20 protein-coding genes and 1 other RNA gene are annotated in these 25321 nt (G+C 54.8%); 6 read left to right on the top strand and 15 right to left on the bottom strand.

Annotated features, from left to right (window positions below; genetic code table 11):
* Nucleotides 1–2: 2 nt before the first annotated feature.
* From AC13C0_RS05570 to AC13C0_RS05555, 4 genes are all read right to left on the bottom strand, one after another.
* The gene (locus AC13C0_RS05570) at nucleotides 3–326 is read right to left on the bottom strand and encodes a YbaB/EbfC family nucleoid-associated protein (protein WP_117617274.1); all 324 of its coding nucleotides are present in this window, start codon (nucleotides 324–326) and stop codon (nucleotides 3–5) included.
* A complete protein-coding gene (gene dnaX, locus AC13C0_RS05565; RefSeq protein WP_482954075.1) occupies nucleotides 323–2089 on the bottom strand; it encodes a DNA polymerase III subunit gamma/tau in 1767 nt (588 codons plus the stop codon). The genes AC13C0_RS05570 and dnaX overlap by 4 nt, the downstream gene beginning before the upstream one ends.
* 178 nt (nucleotides 2090–2267) lie before the next feature.
* Nucleotides 2268–2364: signal recognition particle sRNA small type (gene ffs, locus AC13C0_RS05560), an RNA gene on the bottom strand.
* A gap of 109 nt (nucleotides 2365–2473) precedes the next feature.
* Nucleotides 2474–3223: a 2OG-Fe(II) oxygenase gene (locus AC13C0_RS05555; RefSeq protein ID WP_117617276.1), complete on the bottom strand. Its 750-nt coding sequence runs from the start codon at nucleotides 3221–3223 to the stop codon at nucleotides 2474–2476.
* Between the two features lie 121 nt (nucleotides 3224–3344).
* Here AC13C0_RS05555 and AC13C0_RS05550 point away from each other — a divergent pair, with 121 nt between their 5' ends.
* The 6 genes from AC13C0_RS05550 to AC13C0_RS05525 all read left to right on the top strand — a co-directional run bounded on the left by AC13C0_RS05550 (nucleotide 3345) and on the right by AC13C0_RS05525 (nucleotide 12473).
* Nucleotides 3345–4268 (top strand): D-hexose-6-phosphate mutarotase, encoded by a 924-nt coding sequence (locus AC13C0_RS05550; RefSeq protein WP_117617277.1) that lies wholly within the window; start codon nucleotides 3345–3347, stop codon nucleotides 4266–4268.
* Entirely contained in the window at nucleotides 4265–5080 is an 816-nt protein-coding gene (locus AC13C0_RS05545) for a lysophospholipid acyltransferase family protein (RefSeq protein WP_482954074.1), read from the top strand. Before AC13C0_RS05550 ends, AC13C0_RS05545 begins: the two co-directional genes overlap by 4 nt.
* Nucleotides 5080–6027, top strand: a complete 948-nt coding sequence (locus AC13C0_RS05540) for an SDR family oxidoreductase (RefSeq protein WP_482954073.1) — start codon at nucleotides 5080–5082, stop codon at nucleotides 6025–6027. Before AC13C0_RS05545 ends, AC13C0_RS05540 begins: the two co-directional genes overlap by 1 nt.
* Before the next feature lie 83 nt (nucleotides 6028–6110).
* On the top strand, nucleotides 6111–8246 hold the full coding sequence (prsK, locus tag AC13C0_RS05535) for an XrtA/PEP-CTERM system histidine kinase PrsK (RefSeq protein ID WP_482954072.1): 2136 nt from the start codon (nucleotides 6111–6113) through the stop codon (nucleotides 8244–8246).
* A 101-nt stretch (nucleotides 8247–8347) separates the two neighbouring features.
* Nucleotides 8348–9721 (top strand): PEP-CTERM-box response regulator transcription factor, encoded by a 1374-nt coding sequence (prsR, locus tag AC13C0_RS05530; RefSeq protein WP_117617281.1) that lies wholly within the window; start codon nucleotides 8348–8350, stop codon nucleotides 9719–9721.
* Between the two features lie 52 nt (nucleotides 9722–9773).
* Nucleotides 9774–12473 carry a tetratricopeptide repeat protein gene (locus AC13C0_RS05525; protein WP_482954071.1) on the top strand — a complete coding sequence of 900 codons (2700 nt, stop codon included), beginning with the start codon at nucleotides 9774–9776 and terminating at the stop codon, nucleotides 12471–12473.
* Between the two features lie 132 nt (nucleotides 12474–12605).
* Here AC13C0_RS05525 and xrt read toward each other — a convergent pair whose 3' ends face one another.
* The 11 genes from xrt to asnB all read right to left on the bottom strand — a co-directional run bounded on the left by xrt (nucleotide 12606) and on the right by asnB (nucleotide 25320).
* Complete coding sequence (gene xrt, locus AC13C0_RS05520) at nucleotides 12606–14183, bottom strand: exosortase (RefSeq protein ID WP_482954070.1); 1578 nt, start codon at nucleotides 14181–14183, stop codon at nucleotides 12606–12608.
* 75 nt (nucleotides 14184–14258) lie between these two features.
* Entirely contained in the window at nucleotides 14259–15389 is a 1131-nt protein-coding gene (locus AC13C0_RS05515; protein WP_482954069.1) for a GNAT family N-acetyltransferase, read from the bottom strand.
* Entirely contained in the window at nucleotides 15383–16480 is a 1098-nt protein-coding gene (locus AC13C0_RS05510; protein WP_162893669.1) for a GNAT family N-acetyltransferase, read from the bottom strand. The genes AC13C0_RS05515 and AC13C0_RS05510 overlap by 7 nt, the downstream gene beginning before the upstream one ends.
* Nucleotides 16477–17352: a glycosyltransferase gene (locus AC13C0_RS05505; RefSeq protein WP_117617286.1), complete on the bottom strand. Its 876-nt coding sequence runs from the start codon at nucleotides 17350–17352 to the stop codon at nucleotides 16477–16479. Before AC13C0_RS05505 ends, AC13C0_RS05510 begins: the two co-directional genes overlap by 4 nt.
* A gap of 28 nt (nucleotides 17353–17380) precedes the next feature.
* Nucleotides 17381–18265: a glycosyltransferase gene (locus AC13C0_RS05500; RefSeq protein WP_227539426.1), complete on the bottom strand. Its 885-nt coding sequence runs from the start codon at nucleotides 18263–18265 to the stop codon at nucleotides 17381–17383.
* Nucleotides 18266–18327: 62 nt separating this feature from the next.
* Entirely contained in the window at nucleotides 18328–19503 is a 1176-nt protein-coding gene (locus tag AC13C0_RS05495; RefSeq protein WP_339750435.1) for an asparagine synthase-related protein, read from the bottom strand.
* A complete protein-coding gene (locus tag AC13C0_RS05490) occupies nucleotides 19500–20375 on the bottom strand; it encodes a glycosyltransferase (protein WP_339750434.1) in 876 nt (291 codons plus the stop codon). Before AC13C0_RS05490 ends, AC13C0_RS05495 begins: the two co-directional genes overlap by 4 nt.
* Before the next feature lie 31 nt (nucleotides 20376–20406).
* The gene (locus AC13C0_RS05485) at nucleotides 20407–21288 is read right to left on the bottom strand and encodes a glycosyltransferase (protein ID WP_339750433.1); all 882 of its coding nucleotides are present in this window, start codon (nucleotides 21286–21288) and stop codon (nucleotides 20407–20409) included.
* Between the two features lie 168 nt (nucleotides 21289–21456).
* On the bottom strand, nucleotides 21457–22347 hold the full coding sequence (locus tag AC13C0_RS05480; RefSeq protein WP_339750432.1) for a hypothetical protein: 891 nt from the start codon (nucleotides 22345–22347) through the stop codon (nucleotides 21457–21459).
* On the bottom strand, nucleotides 22338–23234 hold the full coding sequence (locus AC13C0_RS05475) for a polysaccharide deacetylase family protein (protein WP_339750430.1): 897 nt from the start codon (nucleotides 23232–23234) through the stop codon (nucleotides 22338–22340). Before AC13C0_RS05475 ends, AC13C0_RS05480 begins: the two co-directional genes overlap by 10 nt.
* A gap of 130 nt (nucleotides 23235–23364) precedes the next feature.
* The gene (gene asnB / locus AC13C0_RS05470; RefSeq protein ID WP_339750428.1) at nucleotides 23365–25320 is read right to left on the bottom strand and encodes an asparagine synthase (glutamine-hydrolyzing); all 1956 of its coding nucleotides are present in this window, start codon (nucleotides 25318–25320) and stop codon (nucleotides 23365–23367) included.
* Between the last annotated feature and the right edge of the window lies 1 nt (nucleotide 25321).

Genomic DNA, 25321 nt, shown 5'->3' with positions numbered 1-25321 from the left:
ATTCAGAACGGCATCTTGAAACCGGGAGGCAGGCCCAGGCCCGACATCATACCGGACATCTTATCCTTCTGATTGGCCTCAACCCGGCGTACGGCGTCATTCACTGCGGCAGCCAGAAGGTCCTCCAGAATGTCTTTTTCCTCGGACATCAGCGACGGATCAATATCCACCTTGCGAACGTCGTGACGGCCGTTCATGGTTACTTTCACAAGCCCGGCACCGGCCTCACCGGTGACTTCCGCTTTCGCGATTTCTTCCTGGGCTTTCTGCATCTCTTCCTGCATTTTCTGGGCTTTTTTCATCATATCGCCCATATTGTTCATCATGCCTTATCTCCTGCTTGCCTTTTTGTCTTTGCAGTCTCCGCCGTCTCTACCGGCCGGATACTCTCTTCGACTACCCGCGCCCCGAATCGTTCAACAATAGACTGTACGACCGGGTCCCGCCGAATGGATGCTTCCGCCGCTTCCTGGCGGGCCCTTCGCTGCCCTGCGTCATAGGCCGCCGGTGTGTGCGGCCCCGGATCGCCCTGCTCTATACGTAACTGAATGGCGTCGCCAAAGCGGTTTCTCAAGGCGGCCAGGATCTTTTCCTCGTGCCGGCTGCTCAGGAGCCGTGCGTGGCCTTCGTCAATGGTCAGGGTGATCGCGTCACCATCCCGGGCCATGGCTCCGTGGCTGGCCAGATTGCCGGGCATACCTACAATGCCAAGCTCCGAAAAATCCCGGTGCCAGACAAATTCGCCCATAGGCTCGCGAGCAACGCTTTCGGGTTCTGACTCAGACTCCGGTTCTGGCTCAGACTCAAGCTCAGGTACGGACTGCTCAGGCTCAGGTTGCCCAGGCTCAGGTTGCTCAGGCTCCGGTTGCTCAGGCACGGACTGCTCAGGCTCAGGTTGCCCAGGCTCTGGCTGGTCAGGTTCCGGGGCCGGGTCGGGCTCATCCCGCGGCTCGGACGTGGCGCTTTGGCCGCCGGAACTTATGGCGGGCGGCTCCCGGCGATCAGCACCCGGCCGGAAAGCCAGCATCCTGAGCAAGGTCATCTCGAACCCCATACGGGCATCCGGCGTAATGGCCAGGTCTTTTCGACCAATCAGGGCAGACTGGTAGAACAGTTGGGCATCCTCGGCACTGAGTTTGCGGGCCAGGGACTGCACCTGTTCCGCATCGCCCAGGGCGTTATCGGCGCTTCCGGGCACCACCTGTTCCATGGTAACCCGGTGAAACAGGGAAAGCAGATCAGCCAGGATCACGCTGTAATCCGGTGCAAAATCCGAAATCCGGCTGATTTCCGCCAGCAGGGCCGGGCCATTCCCCTCAACCAGCGTACTCACGATACGTTCAATATCGCGCTGATCAATGGTACCCAGCATATTGCTGACATCACCGGCCGCCAGTTTCTGGTTACCAAAAGCGATGGCCTGGTCGGTCAGACTCAGGGCATCCCGCATGCTGCCGTCCGCAGCACGGGCCAGAAGCCAGAGCGCCGGTTCCTCGAACGGAATCTCCTCCACGCCCAGCACGTGCCTCAGGTGGCCGGCAATGTGTTCCGGTGTCATCCGCTTGAGGTTGAACTGCAGGCACCGGGAAAGCACCGTCACCGGCAGTTTCTGGGGATCCGTCGTGGCCAGCAGGAACTTGACATGTTCCGGCGGCTCCTCAAGGGTTTTCAGGAAGGCATTGAACGACTGGTTGGTCAGCATGTGCACCTCGTCAATGAGGTACACCTTGTAGCGGCCGCGGCTTGGCGAGTACTGAACGTTGTCCGTCAGTTCCCGCATATCGTCCACGCCGGTGCGGGAGGCGGCATCAATTTCGATCAGGTCGACAAACCGGCCTTCCTGAATTTCCCTGCAGCTGGAGCATTCGCCGCAGGGATTCGGGGTAATGCCAGTTTCACAGTTGAGGCATCGGGCCAAAAGACGGCCGATGGTGGTCTTGCCCACCCCCCGGGTACCGGTGAACAGGTATGCGTGATGCAGACGCTGGCTTTCCAGGGCGTGAATCAACGCCTGGAGCACGTGTTCCTGGCCCACCATGTCCTCAAAGGTGCGTGGGCGCCATTTACGGGCAAGTACCTGGTAGCTCATGTTCCGTCAACTGCAGTGAAAAAACGGGCTTAACCTTAGCATGGACCGGTTGTGAGAAGAAGCAAACTTCATCCCGGAAACAGGCAGCAAAGGTTACGGGTATCGAGGAAAAATCAGAGTAATAACAACTAGCAAAATCAGAGTAACAACAACTACAGGAAGGGAAAACTGGGGGTGACTCCATCAGCGACACCCCGGCACACAATTCCACCGCTTCGGCTGCTCCCTTCCGGGCCTGACCGGGTTCACGGTTTCATGTTGCGGAGGCACCAATGGAGCCACCATAACGGCGTTTCAGGACAATTCCCTGAAAGCGGCGCGCATATTAGCAAAAGGGTTTGCCGACTACAATGAGAAATCCACAGCCACCGCAGATACCCGCTTTCAGAGCGGCAAGGGCACCTCGTCCTGGCGAAACCAGCAGGCCAGGCTGTAACGGGTACGATTCGCTGGAAGCACCTCGTGGGGGATCTCTTCACTCATGAACAATGCCATGCGACCGGCCTCGGGCAACACAGTGCCGCATGCCTCGTATTCAATATCCCGATTGAACACCTGAAGCGCGCCGCCGTGGGCCTCCTGCCAGTCCTCATTGAGATAGAGCACCAGGCTGACCACACGGGACGCACGGCCCTGAAAGCTGTCCAGATGCTTTTTGTAGAAATCCCCGGGATGATAAGTGGCGTAGTGCGTTTCAAACCGCTTCAGGCCGAGGAACAGGCGTTGATTCAGTCCCTGGCGGATAGCATCAAAGAATTCAAACAGGGCGGCCTGGGGCGCGGTGATCCCCTGCAGCCAGGCAATCTTGTCACGGCGAACCGACCGGTCACGCACCAGATCGTTGCCCCGGCCGATGCCCGCCCTTTGCATGGCATCCGTGCGGTCCAGAATTTCCACTTCCTGCTGTAACGCCGCCAACAGGTCGCTGCCCAGCCGGGCCCGCACATCCAGTGCCATCCAGCCCTGCTCGCTCAGCCCCAGGGCCAGCTCATCCAGCCAGATTTCAGAAACCGCGCCTGGCCGATCGTGCACCAGGCCCACTGACTGAACATCACTACCAGCAACAGCGACTTGCACAGCACTGGCAGGAGCGATCAGGGGATCATGAATGGGGGTGACAACGGGCGTTCCCATCGGCGGGCCTTATGCAGAATTTGCGCGTATTTTAGGCGCAATTCTCGCCGGAGCGGCAGTTTTAATTTACTCTCTGTATAAGCGAATACACTTAACCGGCTTCAGTCAGCAGTAGCTCACCATGTCAGAAAGCAGTAACAGGCCACCGATATCACTCACTCCGGGCCAGTGGTCCTTCACACGCTGGAAAACCATCGGGCAACTGGAAGCGCTTGAGGTGCACCACCCCCTGTTTCAGGCCACCATTGTCCTGCAAGGCGCCCACCTGGCCCGTTTTGCACCCCAGGACGAAGCGGACTGGCTGTGGATGAGCCCCACCGCCCGATTTGAACCGGGCCGGGCCATCCGCGGTGGCATTCCCGTTTGCTGGCCCTGGTTTGGCGATCCTGGCAAGAACGCACCAGAGGTCCGGAAACGGATTCATACCGAAAGCGCCCATGGCTTTGCCCGCACAGCCCTATGGAAGCTGGAGGACGTCCGCGAGAGCGCCCATGAGGTAGAAATCAGCCTGTCTCTGGACGCCAATGAGGATTTCAGCAATGTCTGGACCGGTCACGCCCTGGCCCTGTTCACCTTCAGCTTCTCTATCCGGGGTTGCCAGCTGGCACTGACCACCACAAACCTGGGGAATGACCCCCTCGCCTTCACCCAGGCTCTGCACAGCTATTTTCCCACCAGCGACATCAGCCGCACACGGGTTCTGGGGCTTGGTGGCAGTCAATACACAGATACCCTGGATAACTGGGAATACCGGACACAGGACGGCCCGGTCTATTTCGAAGGCGAAACCGACCGGATTTATGAGAGCGGTGAACCGCTGACTATCGTGACACCCAGAACCGGGCGTAAGCTTTCCGCTGTGGGCAGCGACTCAACGGTGGTCTGGAACCCCGGCCCCGCCAAGGCCGCAAAACTGTCGGACTTCCCGGACACGGCCTGGCAATCGATGCTGTGCGTCGAAACCGCCAATGCCGCAGGCGATTACCGGGTGTTAAATAATGGACAAAGCCACACCTTGGGCGTTTTTATCGGAAGGAAAGCATGAGCCTGGCATCGTTTCTGAAGTCCAGACTGGTTCCAGCGGAACTGGACGACCATATCAACCGGATCCGCAAACCCATCGGAACCCTCGGGTACGACCCCTGGGGCTACAATAACGAAGCCATGAAGTATGGCCTCTCGATCACCAAACAGATTTATGAAAAATACTTCCGGGTTGAGGCCCACGGAGTAGAGAAGGTACCTGCTGAAGGTCCGGTACTCATCATTGCCAATCACAGCGGCCAGTTACCCATCGATGGCGTGCTCGTCGGCTACGCCCTCGCGACCCGTAAGGAAAGCGCCCGTATTCCCAGGGCCATGATTGAACGCTTCTTCCCTACCGTGCCGTGGCTGGGCAACCTTCTTAACGAAGTCGGCGCGGTACTGGGAGACCCGGTCAACTGCGCCAAGATGCTCGCCAACGACGAAGCCGTGATCGTCTTCCCCGAAGGTGTACGCGGTTCCGGCAAGCTCTACCAGGACCGGTACCAGCTCAAGCGCTTCGGTAATGGCTTCATGCATCTGGCCATGAAGTACAAGGCGCCCATTGTTCCCGTGGGCGTTGTGGGTTGCGAGGAAACCATCCCGGCCATCGCCAACATCAAGCCCCTGGCTAAAGCCCTCGGCATCCCCTACGCGCCCGTTGCCCTACCCGTGGTACTTCCAGCCAAGGTGCACCTGAATTTTGGAGCGCCTATGGTTTTTGACGACCTGGAAATTCCGGAAGAACAGGTCACTGAACGGGTGGAAAAGGTCAAGGCCGAGATCAGCCGGCTGATCGACAAGGGACTGAGCGAACGAAAAAGGCTTTTCTGATGACCGAACAACGCAGACCCCACATCCTGATAACCGGTGCCGCCGGTGCCCTTGCCCAACAGGTAATCAACCAGCTCCGGGACACCTGCGATCTGGTGGCTGTGGATTTCCGGGAACAGGTCTACCTGGGCGACGATATTCCCAGTTACTGCATCGATTTCAACAAGCGCGTTTTTGAAGACCTGTTCCGGCGCTACCGGTTTGATGGCGTAATCCACATGGGCCGCATCATGTCCAGCCAGCTCACCCGCATGCGACGCTACAATGCAAACGTGCTCGGCACCCAGAAACTGCTGGACCTGAGCCACAAATACGGCATCAAGCGCGTGGTGGTACTTTCCACCTTTCATGTATACGGAGCGGTGGCCTACAACCCAGCGCTCATTGATGAGTCGGCCCCGCTGAAAAGCGCCGGCCTGAGCGCCGATCTCGTCGATTCCGTGGAACTGGAGAACCTGGCCAACATCTACCTCTGGCGTTACCCGGAACTCAACATCACCATTCTGCGCCCATGCAACATCGTCGGCCCCGGTGTGCGCAATACCATCAGCACCCTTCTGGCAAGCTCACGGGCGCCGGTGCTGGCTGGCTTCTCCCCGATGATGCAGTTCATACATATTGATGACATGGCAGACGCCATCGTACTGGCGTATAAAACACCGACACGGGGTGTGTTCAACGTGGCGCCTCAGGATTGGGTGGCCTACCAGCACGCGCTCAAGCTTTGCGGCTGCAGGCGCATTTCCGTGCCATCGATTCCGCCTGTTTTGCCGAAATTCATTCTCAGTACGCTGAAGCTGAAAAGCTTTCCGTCATATCTGCTGGCCTTCTTCAAATACCCAGTGGTGATTGACGGGCGGGCGTTTGCCAGGGAATTCGGGTTCGAACCCAGGCGGTCGCTGAAGGAGATTTTTCGGTTTTATCGAGAGAACAAAAGGCCGGTTTAGCGGTTTGGGTAACAGGCGAAATTTACCCTAAGCGCCAAACGTAGCTATGCTCTTACAGGGATTTATTTTTGGGGCAATAACGCATGCTCAGCAACATGGACGCACTCAGCTACTCGCTGGCGGCGATTACCTTCGGGCTACTGGGAATATTGGTAGCCGCGCGCTACTTGCGTCGTGGAGTGGACCGGGCTCTTGCTCTGGCAGCGGCCGTTTCGGCCCTATGGGCGCTTGCTATTGTCAGCCAGAGTCTCTGGGGGCACCCGGGCTTTAACCTACGCTACCTGATTGAACTGGTCCGGGACGCCGCCTGGGTTTACCTGCTGTTTGCCCTGCTTAAAGACGGGCTCCGGGAAAACAGGCTCACCGGCAAGGTGAAACAGATCCTCGGCGCCAGCGTTGTCATTCTGCTGGTTCTGTTAATCAGTACCAGTGTGATCGAGCATTTTGGAAGCGTCGACATCTCCACCGGCAAAGTCAAACTGCTTGGCCAGATTGGCCTTTCCCTGCTGGGCCTTTCGCTGGTGGAGCAGATCTGGAGAAACTCCCCCAACTTTGGCCGCTCCAGCATCAAATACATCTGCATCGGCGTTGCCAGCATCCTTGGTTTTGATTTCTTCATGTATACCGATGCCCTGCTGTTCGGGCATGTAGCCGATTCCTTCTGGAACGCCCGCGGGTTCGTTAATGCCCTGCTTACCCCCCTGTTTGCGGTCAACGTCATCAACACACGCAAACAACCTGTCGATTTCCAGCTGTCCCGTTCAGCGGTATTTCACGCAGGAACCCTGGTATTCGCCGGCGGTTATCTGCTGTTCCTGGCCCTGGGTGGCTATTATGTTCAGGTGCTCGGCGGTGAGTGGGGAGATGCACTCCAGGTCCTGTTTTTCACGATCTCACTGGTCTTCCTGACAACACTCATGCTGTCACGGCGAATCCGCGCCAAACTTATGGTGCGGATCAGCCAGAACTTTTTCGATTACAAATACGATTACCGGGAAGAATGGCTGAAAATGACCCGGGAACTGGCGGATCTCAGCAACGATCCGCCAGTTCCCGAACGTGTGATCCACATTCTGGCGGGCCTGGTCGAAAGCAATGGCGGTGCAATCTGGCTGAAAGGAGAAAGGGAAGGCTATGCCCTGAAAGCTGCCATCAATCTATCCCCCCCCAGGCACACTCTGATTGACAGTGATGCTGAACTGGTCCGTTTTTTCTCAAACCGAGAATGGATTATCGATTTGCATGAATACCAATCAGACCCGGTCAGCTACGACCTCGTGGAAATACCGGACGCCATAGCAGAAACCCCGGACGGGTGGCTGATCATTCCGCTGTACCTGGGTAACGATCTCTACGGGATGGCTCTGGTCGGTACCCCTTATGCCCGTGTTGCCCTGAATTGGGAGAACTTCGACCTGATCAAGGTAGTTGCCCGCCAGACCTGTAACCTGCTCGCCCAGGCCGATGCGCAAAACCGACTCTCCCGGGCGATGCAGTTCGAGGCGGTTAGCAAGGCCTCGGCCTTTATGGTTCACGACCTTAAAACAGTGATTGCCCAGCTGTCACTTCTGGTGAAGAACGCGCCGAAGCACCGGAATAACCCCGCCTTTGTTGATGACATGATCCACACCACCGACCATGCCGTGCGGAAAATGTCGGGCCTGGTAGACCACATTCGCAGACCTGGCGCCGATGATGAAGACCCGTTAACGCCGGTCAATCTTACGAAGCTGGTAGCAGAGCTTATCGGGCATCATCAACGTCAGGCCCCTGCCCCACATCTGGAAGGAGAAATTCCAGATGCCATCATTAAAGCCGACCTTGAGCAGCTCCGCAGCGTTCTTGGCCACCTCATCCAAAACGCCCAGGATGCCACCCCGCAGAATGGCGAAATCACCATTGCCCTGAAAATCGCAAAAGGCAACGCGGTCCTGTTCATTCAGGATACGGGAACAGGCATGACCAAAGCATTTATCTCAGGTCAGTTATTCAAGCCATTCGAGAGCACCAAGGGCCTCGCCGGAATGGGTATCGGTGCGTATCAGGCCCGCGAATATATCCGGAAAATCGGAGGAGACATTGATGTCACCAGTGAGCCGGGTATCGGCTCTTGTTTTTCCATCCGGATCCCGCTCGTGAACGAAAAACCCGAGACACAGGATGCTGAGGCATCGCGGCCAGTTTCTGCCTCCCAGGACCCCATACAAAGCGCCAATTAATTGTCATTACTGAATATGAGCAAAAACCGGCATTGCAAAGTGTCAATGTTCGGTTGAGAATCAGTGGTGTGGAAGTATCTTTAAAAGGACTTGTTGCCGTTGTGACCAGACGACTCCTGATTGTAGAAGATGACCCCGGCCTCCAGAGCCAGATGCGCTGGTGTTTCAGCGAAGACCTGGAAGTATCCCTGGCGTCGGACCGGGAGGCAGCTCTCGCCTGCCTGCGGCGGGAGGAGCCGGAGGTGGTAACGCTCGATCTCGGTCTTCCACCGGACCCGGGTGGCGCCACAGAAGGCTTCAGACTGCTTGAGGACATTCTCCAGTTGGCCCCGATGACCAAGGTGATCGTCGTTACCGGTCGTGAAGACAAAGAAAACGCCGTCAAAGCCATCGGCATGGGTGCCAGCGACTTCTACCAGAAACCCCTGGATGCCGACATTCTTGCCTTTGTGGTGAACCGTGCATTCCGGCTGGCGGAACTGGAACGGAACAACCGTGAACTCGCGCACCAGCGCAATGGCACCAGCATCAAGGGCATTGTTGCCGCCAGCCCCCAGATGCTCTCCGTTTGCCGTACCCTTGAGAAAGTCGCCCCTACCGATGTAACCACCCTGATCACCGGCGAAACCGGCACCGGTAAGGAACTGCTGGCGCGTGCCCTTCACGATCTGAGCCATCGCGGGGACAAACCGTTTGCTGCCATCAACTGTGCTGCCATCCCCGAAAACCTGCTCGAGAGTGAACTGTTCGGGTTCGAGAAAGGGTCGTTCACCGGTGCCACCCAAAGCAAAAAAGGCAAAATAGAAAGTGCCAACGGCGGCACCCTTTTTCTGGACGAAATTGGCGACATGCCCATGGCGCTTCAGGCCAAGCTGCTCCGGTTTCTTCAGGAGCGGGTTGTTGACCGGGTGGGGTCGGTTAAACCGATATCGGTGGATGTACGTGTGGTGTGCGCCACCCACCGGGACGTTCAGGAACTCATCAGCCAGGGTACCTTCCGCGAGGACCTTTACTACCGGATCAGCGAAATCACTCTGGATGTGCCAGCCCTTCGGGACCGGGAGGGAGACGCCCTTGTGATTGCGCAATCGTTGTTGCAATCCCTGGGCAAACAAATGGACCGCCCCAACCTGGCGTTTACTGAAGACGCCATCAACGCCATCAAGAGCCACCCCTGGCCCGGCAATGTGCGAGAAATGATCAACAAGGTGAAACGAGCCATCATTATGGCGGATGGTAAACGGGTGACCGCCGCCGACTTGCAGCTCAGTTGCGACGAGGGAAGCCCGGAGAGCCAGCTCAACCTGCGGCAAGTGCGTGAAAACGCCGAGCGGGCGGCCATTTTACAGGCACTTCAGTCCTGCGGTTTCAATATGGCACAGGCCTCGCGCCTGCTGGGCGTCACCCGGCCAACACTTTACAACCTGACCGACAAATACCGGATAAAAAACTCGTCTGAATCGTCAAGTGCCTGAGTAGAAAACAGGGAATCCAATACAAGACCCAATAAGGGAAAGGAACAGGGCCATGAAACCAGTGTCAGCAGTACGTGCCACCCTTCTTTCAGTTGCCATTTCGCTGACCCTCGCCGGTTGTGGCGGCGACGACAATGAAATGAGCCCGGAAGAAATCCAGTATATCAGCCACCTGGACCAGTCGCGCTTTTTCCAGCGCCAGGGTGAGCTCAAGGCCAGTACGCTGGAGGCGCGCAGTGCTATTGAATTGCAGCCTGATCGAATCGATCCGTACCTGCTCATCATAAATAACCTGCTCACCGCCGGCGATGCCCTCAATGCGGAACGTCAACTGGATCGGCTTCTCTCGAACGTTGGCGAACAGCCCCTAAGTCAACAGAATCTAAACGATGCAGTCCTGATCCGCGCCCAGGCCAGACTGATGCAGCAAAAGTATGACAAAGCGCTGGCCGCTCTGGAAAAATTACAGGAGCCGGATCGGGCTCAACAACTCAAAGGCGCCCTGATCAAGGGTGATATCCACCTGGCGGCAAGCCGCCCGGATGCCGCCAGGGAAGCCTACTCCACCGCCCGGGACATCGATTCAAATACAGCAGAGCCGCTGATCGGGCTATCGAAAGTGGCATACAGCCAGAATGAATCCGAGCAGGGTGACGAATACATTGCTCAGGCTGAAGAGCTGAACCCGGACAGCGTGGAGCTCTGGCTCTGGAAAGCGAGACTGGCCCACGCCGCCGGAGACTGGGCTGAAGCCGAACAGGCTTACGTCAATGCACTGGAAACCATCGGCCAGTACGACATAATGACATACCAGAAGTTTGAAACCATGTCGGCGCTGATCAATGTCCTGCGGGAACAGGGCAAATCCTCTGAAGCCTTTGTCTACGAAGAAATTCTCGCAAAATCAGCGCCTGGCACCATCAGGAGCAACCTGATAGCGGCACAAGAGGCATTCAACAACGGCGAACTGAATAACGCCGCACGCTACCTTGAGGAAGTACTGTCCCAGGCTCCGAGCCAGCAGCAGGCCGCACTGATGTTGGGCCTCATTCGCTATCGCCAGGGCCGGCCAGAGGAGGCTGAAGCCCTGCTGGCCCCGGTTGCCGATATGGGCGACTCCGCGCAGGCGAGAAAACTACTTGCGGCCACCCGCCTACAAATGCGCAACCCCGAAGGCGCCCGGGAAATCCTTGCCAATCTCGAAGACCAGGATTCAGACCCGGAAACCCTGGCGCTGGTGGGCATCGCCTCACTGGTCAGCGGCGACACCCAGAGCGGCGAGCAGTTCATCGAAAAATCGCTGGACCTCGCCCCCGACAACAACAACCTGCGGCTGCGGTATGCGACGTATCTGGTGCGCACAGGCGAAACCGACAGGGCCATCGAGCAGGCCAATCGAGTACTGGAGAGCGATCCGGAATCGGAGCGGGCAAGATTGCTGGTCGTCCAGGCCCATGTATCCGCCAACAACAACGATGCAGCCATCGCCGCGGCTTCCGACTGGGTTAAGGAGCAACCAAAAAGTGTTGCCGCACTGGTTACCCGCGGCAATGTCGCCGCCAACGCCGAGAATATCGAGGAGGCCAGGCAGTACTATCAGAGAGCCGTAAAGGCGGATAGCGAGAATCCCGCCGGACTTAACGCCCTTGGCAATCTCGCACGGTTACGCAATGAAACAGATCAGGCAAAAGACTACTACCGCCGTGCCATTGAACTGTCCCCGGACAATCGCCAGGCACTGCAGGGGATCTCCTCGGTTATGCCGCGTGAAGAACTGAAGGCGCTGATGGAAGAGGTCCGGGAGAAACACCCGGACGCGTATGGCCCCAGGCTGATATTGCTGGAATCGGCGCTGATTGACAACGACACGCAACGGTCAGATGAGCTGACCGCAGGACTGCTTGAGCGGGAAGACGAATCCAGCCCCGCCCCGGCAGAATCGCTGGTTGCCGCCGTGTATCACGGCATTGCCACTCAGTTGGCCCAGCGGGAACGCCTGGAGCAGGCAACTGACGTGCTTCGCCGGGGGCGCATACTCTTCCCCGAGAACGAAGAAATCGGCATCCAGGCGGCTGTCATCGAATTCACCCAGGGAAATGCCAGAGAGGCCCGGGACATCCTGAGAGACGTCAAGCAACAACATCCGGAATCCGCCGCCCCCTTCCGTATAGAAGCCCGCTACTTTGAGAGGCGGGAAGAGTACCAGGAAGCAGCGGAGTTCTATCAGCTTGCCCTTGAACTGGAACAAACCGCCGAGCTGGAAGTCGCCCATGCCCGCGCCCTGGCCCGGGCGGGACAACGCGATAAGGCGATCGAATCCCTCGAAAACGCACGCCAGGCTTTTCCACGGAACCCCCAGGTGCTGATGAGCTTGGCGGTACTGCACCAGGAAAACGAGGCACCTGAAAAGGCAATACCGCCCTATGAAGAATTGCTTGAAGTAACACCCCGGAACGTGGTGGCACTCAACAACCTGGCATGGATCTATCACCAACAAGGCGACGAACGCGCCATGGAACTGGCCAGGCAAGCTTTCGAGCTGAACTCCGGCAACGCCGCCATTGCAGACACCTACGGCTGGATTTTGTTCCAGGCGGGAAAAACGGAAGAAAGCCTGCCCGTGCTTGAAAAAGCCCACGAGCTGCAGCCTGATTCGGAGGAAATTGCCATGCACCTGGCTGAGGCCTATCGCGCCAACGGCCGCGATGCGGACGCAAAACGGGTGCTGGAGAAGTTTGGTGACCGGGGGTAAACGCGGAAAGACACAGACGCCATAACTACCGCCACATAATACCGAACCGCTCGTAGGCTTTGGTGGCACTCTCCCTCCTTCGCAACAACAGCACTTTACTCATCGTAATTGTTGCGCAAGGAAGGTAGTGCGTTAGTCCCCGCCTCTTTTCTTTTCCGCAACTTGTTTATCCACAGCGGTCACCACCTCTTCCATCACTGAATCTATTATTGAAGACAAACGATTTTTCCCATCACAGTCTTCGCAATACACAGCAAACACGATCAAAGAAGCATCGCTACGGGAATTCATAAGCCCCCAAACCTGGGCTAGCTTGGCTCTCAGGTTATCCGTCTCCCAGAATCCCTCTACGTAATAGGTGTAGGCAATGTGGATCCGCGTGTCGGTAAACCGTTGACGAAGCGTCAAGCCTTTGAGGGGAACTTTCCCTGGCCCGGGCAGAGTGAAAAATGTCTCTGGATACCATTGCTCCCGATCATAAACCCGATTCGAATACTGGATTACTTCAGCACCCTCCCGCTGATAGTCATAACTGTACACCGCCGCAAAAAGGGACTCACCAAGCCCCGACTGATCGCCAGCACGTCTCCGGTCAAACAGTGTCTGGGTATACAGCCAGTCTGGATTCTGAACTCTTGGACGCCAACCCTCCAGGTTGGTTGAGAAAAGCGGACCGTAACGTTCCCCAACCAGCTCAAGGTTCAAAGCCAGAGGTTCCGGCTTAATGGCACGATCCGATGATGGCAACGCGGCCCATACCAGAACCGGCAAAAGAGCGGTGACAACAACACCAACTTTCAGCCCCATGGCGCCAGTGCGGCTAAACGATGCCAAAGGTTCAGTCGCTTCCACCTTCTGATCCGAGTCCCGCTCTGCCTTCATCGACTCCAGTCGTCGACCCACCAGGAACAGAGGAATCAAGGTGGCTGCAAACACCCACCAGCCAAAACTTTCGTGGTCTTCAATCAGAGAGGATTGCATGTTGGTTTCGTGGCCCATGTAAATAATCACGAAAACTCTTATCCAGTTGGCGAAAAGCGCAAGTAACACACTCGTCGCAAACAGGATTACACGGGCGCGAAGGGTGCGCAGATTCAACTCGCCATAGATCAGCGACAACGACTGGCCAACCAGCAGGTACCGCAAACCCGAACAGCCATTGGCAATCTCAAAGGCCCCCACCCCTATGAGATAAACAAACACACCCTCAATTTCAAACTCAATATCAAACAGGCCGAGTAACAACTGATTGATTTCTACCGTAATGACCTGAAGCGTCCAGGATAGAAAGTCCCAGACCGGCATCGCGAAAAACAACAACCCTACCGGCGCAATAAAGAACCGGACCTGCTTCCATCCTAAAAGAATGGCCAGCGCACCAAGCAGTAGTGGGACCAACATCAGATGCTGGAGCGCCTGCACCCGCAGCAGATCACCCAGACCATAGGCTAGCAGCGCCAGCACAAAGGGCATTAGCCACAAGGGATAAAAACCGGGTACCAGAGCTCGCTGTTTCAGCACACGGAATATCAGAAAAACAGAAACCAATAGCAGCAGAAAACCGTGAGAGTAGGATTCATCAAACCTGAGCCACCGGCTGACAATACCCTCAACGGTTGGCCAGATAAGTAGGGAAAGGGCGCCAAATACTATAAGGAACGGAAATACTGTCTGGATCAAACTGCGAAAACGAATCCTTTCAATCGTCATACGTCTACATCCCTTACATGCCAGCCGATCCCCGGTTCATTGTGCCTGCACGCAGCGGTTTTTGCCACGACAGGATCACAATCCCACCCTACGATTGAACCCCCTCGCCATAAACGGGGGGCTGGCCGCCTGGATACGATACAGAGCCTTGAGCAGAGGGCTGCGAACTACCTGGAATGTGGAGAAATGCACTGCTTCACCATGAAAGTGCGATTTATAGAACTGATTTTTACCATTACCGGCGAGCAGATCATAGGCGCTCGTTGTCCCGTGACTGAAAGCAGCTTCAATCGCGAGCCCCAGGTGAAGATAACCCAGGGACACTTTCGGGTCGAAATCCTCCTCATACCCGGCCTGAAGATTATATCGGCAGCCGCGAACCACCAAATCATACAAAACAGAAACACATTGGTCATTGTACAAGATCAGACTCATAGCCGGCTCACCTTCACACAGATGTAGCCTTTGCAGCAGCAGGCGGTGAAACCTTAGCGCCTCCCTGTCGAACGCCGGTTTCCCCCAGCGATTCATATGGAAAGCATTGAGGCGCTCAAAAAAGTCCCCATCACGGCCTTCCTCATGGTCAAGAAAAACAAGCTCACCCTGTTTTTTCAAGTACGATCTGCGGTTATAGGCTTTAAGCCGGGTATTCTTTCCAAGCCCGGCCAACCAGTCATCAAAGCGGCCAGTGGTATTGATGCGAATTCCGACATCTTCGGTTCGGTGAATCATCCGATAACCCCGCTGGTCATAAAACCGCCCGACTTTAAGGCTCTCCAGCTGATCCACGGGCACATCGGTACAGATCAGCTCATCCCATTCCAGCTGTTCCAGCGCCGGAACAAGCGCCGCCGTGACCGCCTGCTCATAGCCCCGACGGGCAATGATTGCGCAATACTCCGTCCGCACCGTTGGCGCAAGCCGCCAGGCATTGCCGATCCTAAAAAGGCGGGCAACCCGAACACCCCCAGGCGTCACCAGAACCCGGCGACAGAAAGGGCCAATGCCGACTAGCTCACCCCGCTGATCGAAGACGCCGAGCAGCACCAATTCCATACCCAGAACCTGGGACCAGGTTTCCCACCAGCTATACAGCCAAGGCCAGCTCATGAACAGTGGATTGGCATCGGAGGCTCCAAGGCACGCCTGCCATTCCTCCGCCATGGCGGCAAATCCTGCCTCGGAAACCGGCTTAACCCTCAGCATGGTGCACGCTCCAAAGCCGACACACCCGGCACGGTTTCCGGGTTGTAAAAATCACTGGCGGCCTGAAGGAACTCCCCATCGGAGTCACCGGCCATAATAAACCAGGCAGACGATCCGGAAGGCTGCCCCCCCGGTTCATAAATATAGAAACGTGGCCGGCCCCGGAGCTGAACAAAGCCTTCCGCCAGAAACGCTTCCGCCAGCCCCGGATCCGAGGTAACAGAAAACACCTGATCTGCGTGGGGCCAGTGCCGGACCGCTGCACCCACAAGGGCACGTTTCAGCGGCTGATTCCGGGCCGGACCGCAATAATCGACAATACGCAATGTGCCCTGGCTGAACCGGGTAACCAGTGTTGCCGCCAGCTCATCGTCATACCAGGCACAAACGAACCCGTACCGGCCCAACGGGTGCCGCTGGTAACGCCAGTCAAGGTAACCAAAGTCTCTTTTAACAATCCTTCCATACTCCGGGGCACAACGTTCCCAGAGCGCATCAACCCGTGCCCTTTCGGGGAGGTTTGAGTGTACTTTAATACTCATTCCAGAGATGCCCGGCACGGCGGAGAAAGCCCTCCGTAGGCGATTCAGCCACTGGAGACCGCCCAGCAACCAGCTGCGAAGCCCCTTGCGCCGGCGTAGCATCCGGTAGCTTCTCACCGATTCATCGGGCACCCAACCCAGGTGACGGAGCACCTCGCTGGCCCGGTTACTGATGCCAAAGGCCATGATTAAAGGTGCCTTCCTATGCAGTTCGTGCTTGATGACACTCCCCAACCCCTGCCCACGCCACTGCTCAGCGAGGTAAAAATCACAGCTCCACAAAACCCTTATTGCGTCTCCCCGGTCGGTCACGCGAGCGGCCATCACGCCGTTGAATCCCACCACTGTGTCCTCGTCGTCAACCAGCACAACGGGCGTGAAAGGCAAACCAAACGGATTGGACTCAAATTGCCACTGCCACAGCTCCGCCTTGTAGGGCACTTCCCGGAAGAGCCTCAGCACGCCTTCCCGGTATTTCGCCTGCCAGGGCACACATCGGGGCACCCCGCTACCAGCAGGCACCGCGCTTACCTTTGTACCCTGTGTCATCTTCGGGGCACCGCAACGCGATACAACGCTCGCCAGACAACCGAATCCAGCGGCGCATTGCGCAGTGCCCCGGCAATGGCGCCGACGGCCTTGCCACGCTCACCGGCACTGGCAAAGTACCTTGCCTTGCGACAATAGAAACGGGCCAGCCCCCAGCGACGTTCACCGGGAGACAAAACCTCACCATACCGCGCCAGAAATTGCTGGATAATCCGCTCGTTCGCAGCATATCGCCTGCGCTTATCCGATGAAATCTGATCCGCCATCACCCGATACGAGGCGACAATGCCGGGCTCATACTGGTAACAGTACCGGGCGGAAAACCTCAGCCAGAGCTCGTAGTCATCAGCAACACCCACCGAGGTGTCGAAACCGCCCATCTCATCAAAGCACCGCCGCCTCACCAGCGCCGTGGTAATACTCACGCTGTTGTCAGCCAACAGATACCGCGTGATCCGGCCGGAATAACGCCTCATATTCTGAAGGCTGATAACCGCACCCTGCTCGTTAATTATGGCCTCATCACCATGAACGATATCAACCTCCGGATTTGCCCGGAAAACAGCCAGTTGCTTCTCCAGTTTGTCTGGAGCCCAGACATCATCGGAATCAAGAAACGCGATAAAATCCCCCGTCGCCTGCTTAAGGGCGAGATTACGGGCATGGCTCTGGCCCTGGTTTTCCTGGTGGAAATAACGAACCCGTTTGTCTGCAAGAAAGGGCTTCAAGACATTACGGGTATTGTCTTCAGAGCCATCGTCCACAATGATGAGCTCAAGATCAGCATGAGTCTGAGCCAGAACACTGGCGACCGCGTTCGGCAGGAACCGGGCCCTGTTATAGGTGGGCGTAATTACGCTAATGACCACCATTGCACGCTCCTGAAGTCATCCATGACGATTATCTTTTTATGAGTAGTTTGCCCAACGCTCGCCAGGGCCCTTGCCACCAAGGGTAATAATTAATCCCCCTGGCGATGTCGTAAATGGAATCCCGGAACGATTTAATAGATATTTCATAACGGGCTTTTCTAATATAAAAGTGGCTCAGACCCTGCCGCCGTTGCCTGCTCGTAACAGCATCAGGATACTGCTCAAGAAATTTCAGAAGCAATCTTTCGTTACTGGATAATCGCTTTATCTTATCGGACGAAATCTGGTTCTCCATAACTCGATAATAGCTCAAAAATTCGGGAATATAACGAAACTCGAACCTGGTAGAAAACCTGAGCCACAACTCATAATCTTCCGCTACACGATCTGATTCATTAAAGCTGCCCAACTCGGCAAAGCATTTTCTACGTGTCATAGTGGTATTCATGCTTACAAAATTATCTTTTAGCAGGTGATGAGTAATGCGGCCAGAATAACGTTTCATGGTATTCTTACCGATCTCAGCGCTCTTCTCATCAATCAAGATGCCGTCTCCATAAACGATATCAGACTGTGGAAACCGGCTAAATTCCAGAAGAGAACGATCAAGTTTGTTAGGCAACCACGCGTTATCAGAATCGAGAAAGCAGATAAACTCTCCACTGGACTCAGATATGCCTCTATTTCTTGCTACGCTTTGACCTTGGTTGGACTGATAAAAATATTTTATTCTTTGATCCGTCAGATAAGGCTCGACTACCTCTCTTGTGGTATCAGTTGAGCCATCATCTACAATTATAAGCTGAAAGTTTTGATAGGTTTGAGCAAGCACGCTATCTATAGACTCAGGCAAAAAATCAGACCTATTAAAGGTGGGTGTGATAACAGAAACTAACGGATTTTCATTCGCCACAACGATGCCCTTTAACCATGATTCGAAATATTTTAACCCATCTATCGAATTATGATGTCCACTCAGTCTAGCCACGACTGAAACATCAGAATACCCCATAACTCAAAACTATAGTCTTCCCTGCCAGAAAGGTGTTCACTCCAAACCTGCCGGACCATGTCCGCTTTCCAGTAACCCTGCTCCCTCAGCTTCACCGGATCCAGAAGAGTCTCCGCCCACTCCCGCAAAGACCCTCTCAGCCAGGCCGCGACAGGCACTGCAAAACCCTGTTTCGGCCGGTCAATCAGTTCCCGGGGCACATGGCGGTACAGTACCGACCGAAGCACCTGCTTGCCGACATTTCCCTCCATATTCAGAGACGCGGGCAGCCCCATTGCAAACGACACCACCCGATGGTCCAGCATGGGGATACGGGTTTCCAGGCTGCAGGCCATAGCGGCACGGTCCACCTTGGTCAGAATATCGTCTGGCAGATACCAGTTCAGGTCCCGCCACATCAGCGTTTTCAGGTCATTGTCGGGTACCCGGCCCGGAAGTGGGGCCGTCAACCCATAACTGCCCTCGCCCGGTTCCACCAGGGCCATGGCTGGGTCTGGCCAGAAAGAAACGGACTGGCGGTAGAAATCCGACAGGCTTAGCGCATCAACTCGGCATTGCTCTGGAAGGCAAGAGTGCACCGATAGTTCCAGCCCTCTCGCCACAGCGACGACATAAGTCACACTGCGCGCGCGTCCAATAATGCGATTGGCCTGTTGGATACACCATAACGCCAGGCTACGCCACTTCGTTAGTCTACAAACCATGCGATAACTTCGTACAGAGGTGTCCGGAACCCAGCCAAGATGCCGAAGAACATCGCTTGCTCGCTCACTTATGCCAAACGCCATAATAACTGGTGATTGCGTGTGAAGTTCATGTTTGATTTCAGTTCCAAGCCCCCGACCACGCCATTGTTCCGCCAGATAAAAATCACAGCTCCACAAAACAGGCATCTGTTCACCCCTGTCCGTGGCGATGACGGCCATCACGCCATTAAATCCGACAACCTGATCGTCGTTGTCTACGAGCAAAACAGGGGTGAACGGCAATGCGAACGGGTTGGATTCAAACTGCCAGGTCCAGAGTTGATCCTTATAGGGCACATCTCTGAACAGCCTGACGACTCCTTCCCGGTATTTCGCTTGCCAGGGAACACACCGGGGCAATGCTGCAACGGAAGAGACAATGTCTTCTGTCATTTTTGCGACACCAAAACGCGATAAAGTGCTCTCCAGACAGCCGAATCCAGAGGCGCGTTGCCGAACGCTATCATTATGGTGCCAAATGCCTCGCGACGTTCACCGGCAAGTGCCAAGTATCTGGCCTTGCGGCAGTAGAATCGGGCCAGGCCCCAGCGCCGCTCCTCTGGAGACAGAACGTCAGCGTACCTCGCCAGAAACTCACGGATAATCCGCTCGTTAGCGGCGAACCGTCTGCGCTTATCGGACGAAATCTGGTCTGCCATTACCCGATAAGAGGCACACATCCCCGGCTCATAATGGTATCGGTAACGAGCGGAAAACCTTAGCCAGAGCTCGTAGTCATCAGCAACACCCACCGAGGTGTCGAAACCGCCCATCTCATCAAAGCATCGACGCCTCACCATCGCCGTGGTGATGCTCACGCTGTTGTCAGCCAAAAGATAACGCGTGATACGACCTGAGTAACGCCTCATATTTTTCAGGCTGATGACCGAGCCCTGCTCATCAATCGTAGCCTCATCACCATGGACGATATCAACATGGGGATTTGACCGAAAAACAGCCAGCTGTTTCTCCAGTTTTTCCGGAGCCCAGACATCATCTGAATCGAGAAACGCAATATAATCCCCCGCCGCTTGATTGAGGGCCAGGTTGCGGGCAAAGCTCTGGCCCTGATTCTCCTGATAGAAGTAGTGAACTCGCCTGTCAGCAAGAAAAGGCGCCAACACTTTGCAGGTATCGTCTACAGATCCGTCATCCACAATGATGAGCTCAAGATCAGCATAAGTCTGAGCCAGCACGCTGGCGACTGCATCCGGCAGGAACCGGGCTCTGTTGTAGGTTGGTGTCACTACGCTAACAGTTGCCATTGAAAGCCCACAATACGATTATCGCGACCATCTACCTCAGCAGAACAGCGACAAGACTACGCCATAACGCAGGTCGCAGCGGCTGCAATCTGAATGCTTTTAGCATTTCCAACAGAGCCTCGCGTCTAGCGCACTGGCTCGCCAGATAGCGAGCCCTCCTGCTGTGAAAGAAAGCAAATCCCGCATCGAACTCTTGTTCAGACATGGCGTCTGGAAAGTCCCGCCTAAAATCGGTGATGATCTGCCAGTTGGAATCAAGACGACGGGTTTTGTCCGAAGAAATCTGATCATCCATTACCCGGTAGTAAGCTAGGAATTCAGGAACGTAGAGAAAACGGTATTTCGCCGAAAACCGAAGCCATAAATCGTAGTCATCCGCAACCCGCCGCTTGCCACTTATCCCTCCAAGCCTGTCAAAGCAACTGCGCCGAGCCATAGCCGTATTCATGCTCACGCAATTATCCCGAATCATGTGCTTGGCAATATGGCCGGAATAGCGCCTCATGTTCTCTCGAGTGATTTCCCGGCCGTTTTCATCAATAGCAATGATATCCCCATAAATGACATCGCAATCGGGATGATGCCTGAAAAGCTCAATCTGCTGCGCGAGTTTCTCGGCAGGCCAGTAGTTATCCGAATCGAGAAAACACACAAAATCGCCACTAGCCACTTCCAGGGCGAGATTCCGGGCAACGCTCTGGCCCTGATTCTCCTGATGAAAGTATCTTATACGAGGGTCATCCAGATACTCAGCGACCACAACACCCGTATTATCGGTAGAGCCATCATCAATTATCAGAAGTTCAAAGTTACTATAGGATTGTGAGAGAACACCATCGATCGCAACGGGGAGGTAATTCTGACGATTAAATGTTGGCGTGATTATCGATACCAACGGGTTGAAGTCTTTCATTGTGCTCATCCATAACGATACGTACACAAACTGGCGCGAAGTAGTACAGGTTTGTCATTCAAACCGCTCCCGGCGCCAAATATGATTATTCAATCACGCCCGATGATCAAACTCCCGAATGGTTGAAAACCGTTGACATTTCCGGGAGAGTAATTCTTCTTTTCAGCTTCAGTTCTGAGCACCTATACGGGATATCATGGATTTTCGGTACCACACCAGCAAGTAGGATTGTGGAAGGTATTTCCCTTGATCGTAAAATTTTACCCGCGTATTAGACTTGCTAAGTGCGCTGCCGGTATGATCTTCTCCCAAATGAAAACGCTCAGCGCCACCTGCAATGGGGTCCGCAGCTAAATAAACCAATCGGGGACTAATATTTTCAAGTTGCGGGTCATAAAACCAACTTGCACCGCAGAAACCCTTGTGATCTTCGTTGGCTACCAAGAGTTCAGCCACCAAATCGTAGGTACGATTCCAACCCTCTGAATTGAAGCGCCGAAGCAGACTGGTGTGAGTGTGATGCTGAAAAAAATAGTGCCTGCCCAATGGAGGTTTAAGCAACAAGCGAAGAAATTTCACGCGTTGAATTAACGCCCCAAATACGAGCGGCCGCCTCCATAGCGCCGTATAGGTATCGACGATGCCAGTATATACTGGCATCGATTTTCCTCGTAGAATAGAAAAGTCTTTATAGAACGCATCCGACAACGAACTATAATGTCCCTTGGGACTCCCCAGCACCTCTGATTTTATCCGCTCCCGTTCTTCATCCAGCTCTATTGCGACAGATTCAGGTACTTGGCACCTTGGTTTCCAAAATTTCTTATCAATGAAAGCCAACAACAATGTTCTGGCTATCAGTTCCGAGTAATCAGGTCCTGTTTCCTTCTCAATATTCTCGAAAAAATATTTCAGCTCGCCGATGGAATTGTAACCACCTTTAATCGGAAGCTCACGAGCAATCTCAATTGCGCGTCTGAAATCGTCCCAATTAAAATCTTCACGCTTTAAACCTAAGATATCAGTGGTTGTATCAAGGTTCTTCTCAGTTATTTCCATAAAATTTTTACCTTGCCTCGTATCCGGCGAGCTATGTTCAGAAAACCGGAGATTTCGGCCCTGAATTCATGATCACTTATAGTTTGCTTGTCGAGGTATCTATTTAAGCATAGCTTATCAGAATTCCGGGAAACAAAGCCCAATCGGCAGGTCGTCGCGGACTGAATACCCAGTTCCCGCAACCACGGCAATTGACGAGGTTCCCAAAAACCACTCGGATAACAAAAATGTTCGAGGGGCCTTTTAACCAAAGGCTTTAAAAACTCTCTGTTTTCCTCAATTTCCCTTGAAGCCGCAGCCTGATCTACCGGAAAAGAATGCCGATGAGTGTGAAGCTGAACATCGATACCTGAATTTGCGATAGACCTGATCTCGGGCGCCCCCATCAACCGGAACATTCCGGACCTTGCCAGGCTTGCATAATCCTGCCCAACCAAACCACAAATATTTCTCAGAATGTCCTGCCGCTGTTCTTCGTTACAATGGGTCCGTCCAAACGTGACCACTTGCTGGGCGATCTCTTTGCGCTTTTCTGCGGTTGAAATATCAAGGTAGCTAGTACCGGTCAATCCAATCTTTGAAAAATCACCCCATAGTTCTAATTCATTTATTTTCCAGAACAGATACTGAACTGTCACATTGAATATTGGAGTTTGTTTTTCAGCGTAATACGAAGTTACATAAATTGTACTTGGGTAACCAAAATCCAAGCAGGCTTTAGCAAAAGTTTGCGGGGAATTAAGATAACCATCATCTGCAGTAATGACTATTGATTTCGCTGGGAGTTTGTTATCGTCTAATTTCTGAAGCGCTTCGCCAAGACCGATAACCCGGTAGCCGCCTTCTTTAAGAATTTCTAGTCTTTTCCGGAATTTTTGTTCCGTCATAAACACTCCCGGCCACCAATTGTGCTCATCAGAAATTGAAATTCCGTGGTAACAGAGAATCAGCAACTGCTTTCTGAAAAAAAGTCCCGAGAACCAAAAGACCCCCAAACGCCTCAGTAGCCCATAAACTCTATCCTTCATGTAGGGAGCCCTCACACTGATGTTGAAGCCAAGCCTGGAACATCAAGATGCCCCACAACTGAAAGCTATAATCTTCCCGGCCAGACAAATGTTCAAGCCAGAACCAGCGAACCGTGTCGACATTCCAGTATCCCTGTTCACGAAGCCGGGAAGGCTCCAGCAAGGCATCCGCCCACTCCCGCAGTGCGCCGCGAAGCCAACTGCCGACGGGCACAGCGAATCCCTGTTTCGGCCGATCGATCATTTCCCTCGGCACATGGCGATAAAGAACCGATCGCAACACCTGCTTTCCTCTTCCGTCCTTTAAATTGAGGCTGGCAGGCAACCCCAACGCAAAGGACACTACACGGTGATCCAGCATTGGAATCCGGGTCTCCAGGCTGCAAGCCATGGCCGCTCGGTCCACCTTTACAAGGATATCATCCGGAAGATACCAGTTCAGATCACGCCACATCAGCGTTTTCAACCCAGTCTCGGGAACCGTCTCCGGCATGGTTTCATTCAAGCCATATACCGGTTCTTCACCCTTTCCCGCAACCTTGCCAGGGTAGGGCCAGAGCGACACCCGGCGACGGTAGAACTCCGACAGATCACCCGCGCCCGCCGCCGCCCGGGTTGCATCCAGGCGAAAACTAATACCACCGCTGCTGCGATGGCGCTGGGACGGCATTAACGCCCGGGCAACTGGCACTGAAAGGCTTTCTGGCAACCTGGAGAACAGGTTTTCCACTCTGGATTTTACAGCCCCCCGGCGGTTCCACGCGTCAAGCGTTCCAGGATAGCGGGTATAGCCACAAAACAGCTCATCCCCACCGTCACCGGACAGCGCCACGGTCACTTTTTTGCGGGTCATTTCGCTGACCAGAAAGGTCGGTATCTGGGAGGAATCCGCAAAAGGCTCATCGTACATTTTACTCAGCAGCGGAATTACCTTCAGGGCATCCTGCTCAGTCACATACAGTTCAGTATGGTCCGTTCCCAGATGCCGCGCTACGGCAGCGGCGTGCTCTGCTTCATTAAAACCTTCCTCATTGAAACCGATGCTGAAGGTCTTAACCGGGGTCGACGCCTGCTTCTGCATCAGGGCCACGACTGTTGAAGAATCCACTCCGCCGGAGAGAAAAGCCCCCAGCGGCACATCAGACACCATCTGCTCACCGATCACCTTGGTAAGCAGCGCTTCAAGATGGTCCGCAGCGGCCTCCACCGTCCAATCATCGGATTCAACAAACTGATCCTCAAGGCGCCAATAACGAGAGGGTTCCGGCAGTTGCCCCGGCTCAAGACGCGCAAGGTCAACGGCAACAAACGAGGCAGGCAGAAGCTTGAAAATACCGGAGTAAATCGTGTGGGGCGCAGGAATCAGGTTATGCCGAACCAGCAAAGGCAAGGCGCCGCGATTAATTTCGCCCTGCCATTCAGGGTGTTGTTGCAACGCCTTGAGCTCTGAGCCAAAGACCAGGGTACTGCCCTGCCACCCGTAATACAGGGGCTTTTCCCCCATACGATCCCGGGCCAGGTACAACCGCCGTTCCTGCTGGTCAAACAACGCAAAGGCGAACATGCCGGCGAATCGCCCGAGCGCGGCTTCCACGCCCCAGGCCTCGAAGGCCGCAAGCATAACCTCTGTATCCGAATGGCCGCGGAAATGCGCCCCATCAGCCAGCAGCTCTTCGCCCAATGCCTGGAAATTATAGATTTCTCCATTGAAAGCGATCACAAACCGGCCCGAAGCCGATACCATCGGTTGAGCACCAAGGGGCGACAAATCCAGAATGGATAAACGACGATGGGACAGGCCAACAGACAAGGCATCGTTCAGCCACACCCCACCGGCATCAGGCCCACGATGGACAATGGCCTCCCCCATTTTCCGGAGCCTTGTCTCGCAGGAGTCCTTGTCAATATTACGACCAGCCCCGGCAAAACCTGCAAAACCGCACATT

This window comes from Marinobacter sp. B-21 (assembly GCF_056857895.1).
Note: the sequence above shows the minus strand (reverse complement) of the source record. Positions and strands in the feature narration are given on the sequence as shown.

Coding starts and splice junctions, on each gene's coding strand:
- AC13C0_RS05570 (WP_117617274.1), bottom strand. CDS start 326: ATGATGAACAATATGGGCGATATGATGAAAAAAGCCCAGAAAATGCAG.
- dnaX (WP_482954075.1), bottom strand. CDS start 2,089: ATGAGCTACCAGGTACTTGCCCGTAAATGGCGCCCACGCACCTTTGAG.
- AC13C0_RS05555 (WP_117617276.1), bottom strand. CDS start 3,223: ATGGGAACGCCCGTTGTCACCCCCATTCATGATCCCCTGATCGCTCCT.
- AC13C0_RS05550 (WP_117617277.1), top strand. CDS start 3,345: ATGTCAGAAAGCAGTAACAGGCCACCGATATCACTCACTCCGGGCCAG.
- AC13C0_RS05545 (WP_482954074.1), top strand. CDS start 4,265: ATGAGCCTGGCATCGTTTCTGAAGTCCAGACTGGTTCCAGCGGAACTG.
- AC13C0_RS05540 (WP_482954073.1), top strand. CDS start 5,080: ATGACCGAACAACGCAGACCCCACATCCTGATAACCGGTGCCGCCGGT.
- prsK (WP_482954072.1), top strand. CDS start 6,111: ATGCTCAGCAACATGGACGCACTCAGCTACTCGCTGGCGGCGATTACC.
- AC13C0_RS05525 (WP_482954071.1), top strand. CDS start 9,774: ATGAAACCAGTGTCAGCAGTACGTGCCACCCTTCTTTCAGTTGCCATT.
- xrt (WP_482954070.1), bottom strand. CDS start 14,183: ATGACGATTGAAAGGATTCGTTTTCGCAGTTTGATCCAGACAGTATTT.
- AC13C0_RS05515 (WP_482954069.1), bottom strand. CDS start 15,389: ATGCTGAGGGTTAAGCCGGTTTCCGAGGCAGGATTTGCCGCCATGGCG.
- AC13C0_RS05510 (WP_162893669.1), bottom strand. CDS start 16,480: ATGACACAGGGTACAAAGGTAAGCGCGGTGCCTGCTGGTAGCGGGGTG.
- AC13C0_RS05505 (WP_117617286.1), bottom strand. CDS start 17,352: ATGGTGGTCATTAGCGTAATTACGCCCACCTATAACAGGGCCCGGTTC.
- AC13C0_RS05495 (WP_339750435.1), bottom strand. CDS start 19,503: ATGACAGAAGACATTGTCTCTTCCGTTGCAGCATTGCCCCGGTGTGTT.
- AC13C0_RS05490 (WP_339750434.1), bottom strand. CDS start 20,375: ATGGCAACTGTTAGCGTAGTGACACCAACCTACAACAGAGCCCGGTTC.
- AC13C0_RS05485 (WP_339750433.1), bottom strand. CDS start 21,288: ATGAAAGACTTCAACCCGTTGGTATCGATAATCACGCCAACATTTAAT.
- AC13C0_RS05480 (WP_339750432.1), bottom strand. CDS start 22,347: ATGGAAATAACTGAGAAGAACCTTGATACAACCACTGATATCTTAGGT.
- AC13C0_RS05475 (WP_339750430.1), bottom strand. CDS start 23,234: ATGACGGAACAAAAATTCCGGAAAAGACTAGAAATTCTTAAAGAAGGC.
- asnB (WP_339750428.1), bottom strand. CDS start 25,320: ATGTGCGGTTTTGCAGGTTTTGCCGGGGCTGGTCGTAATATTGACAAG.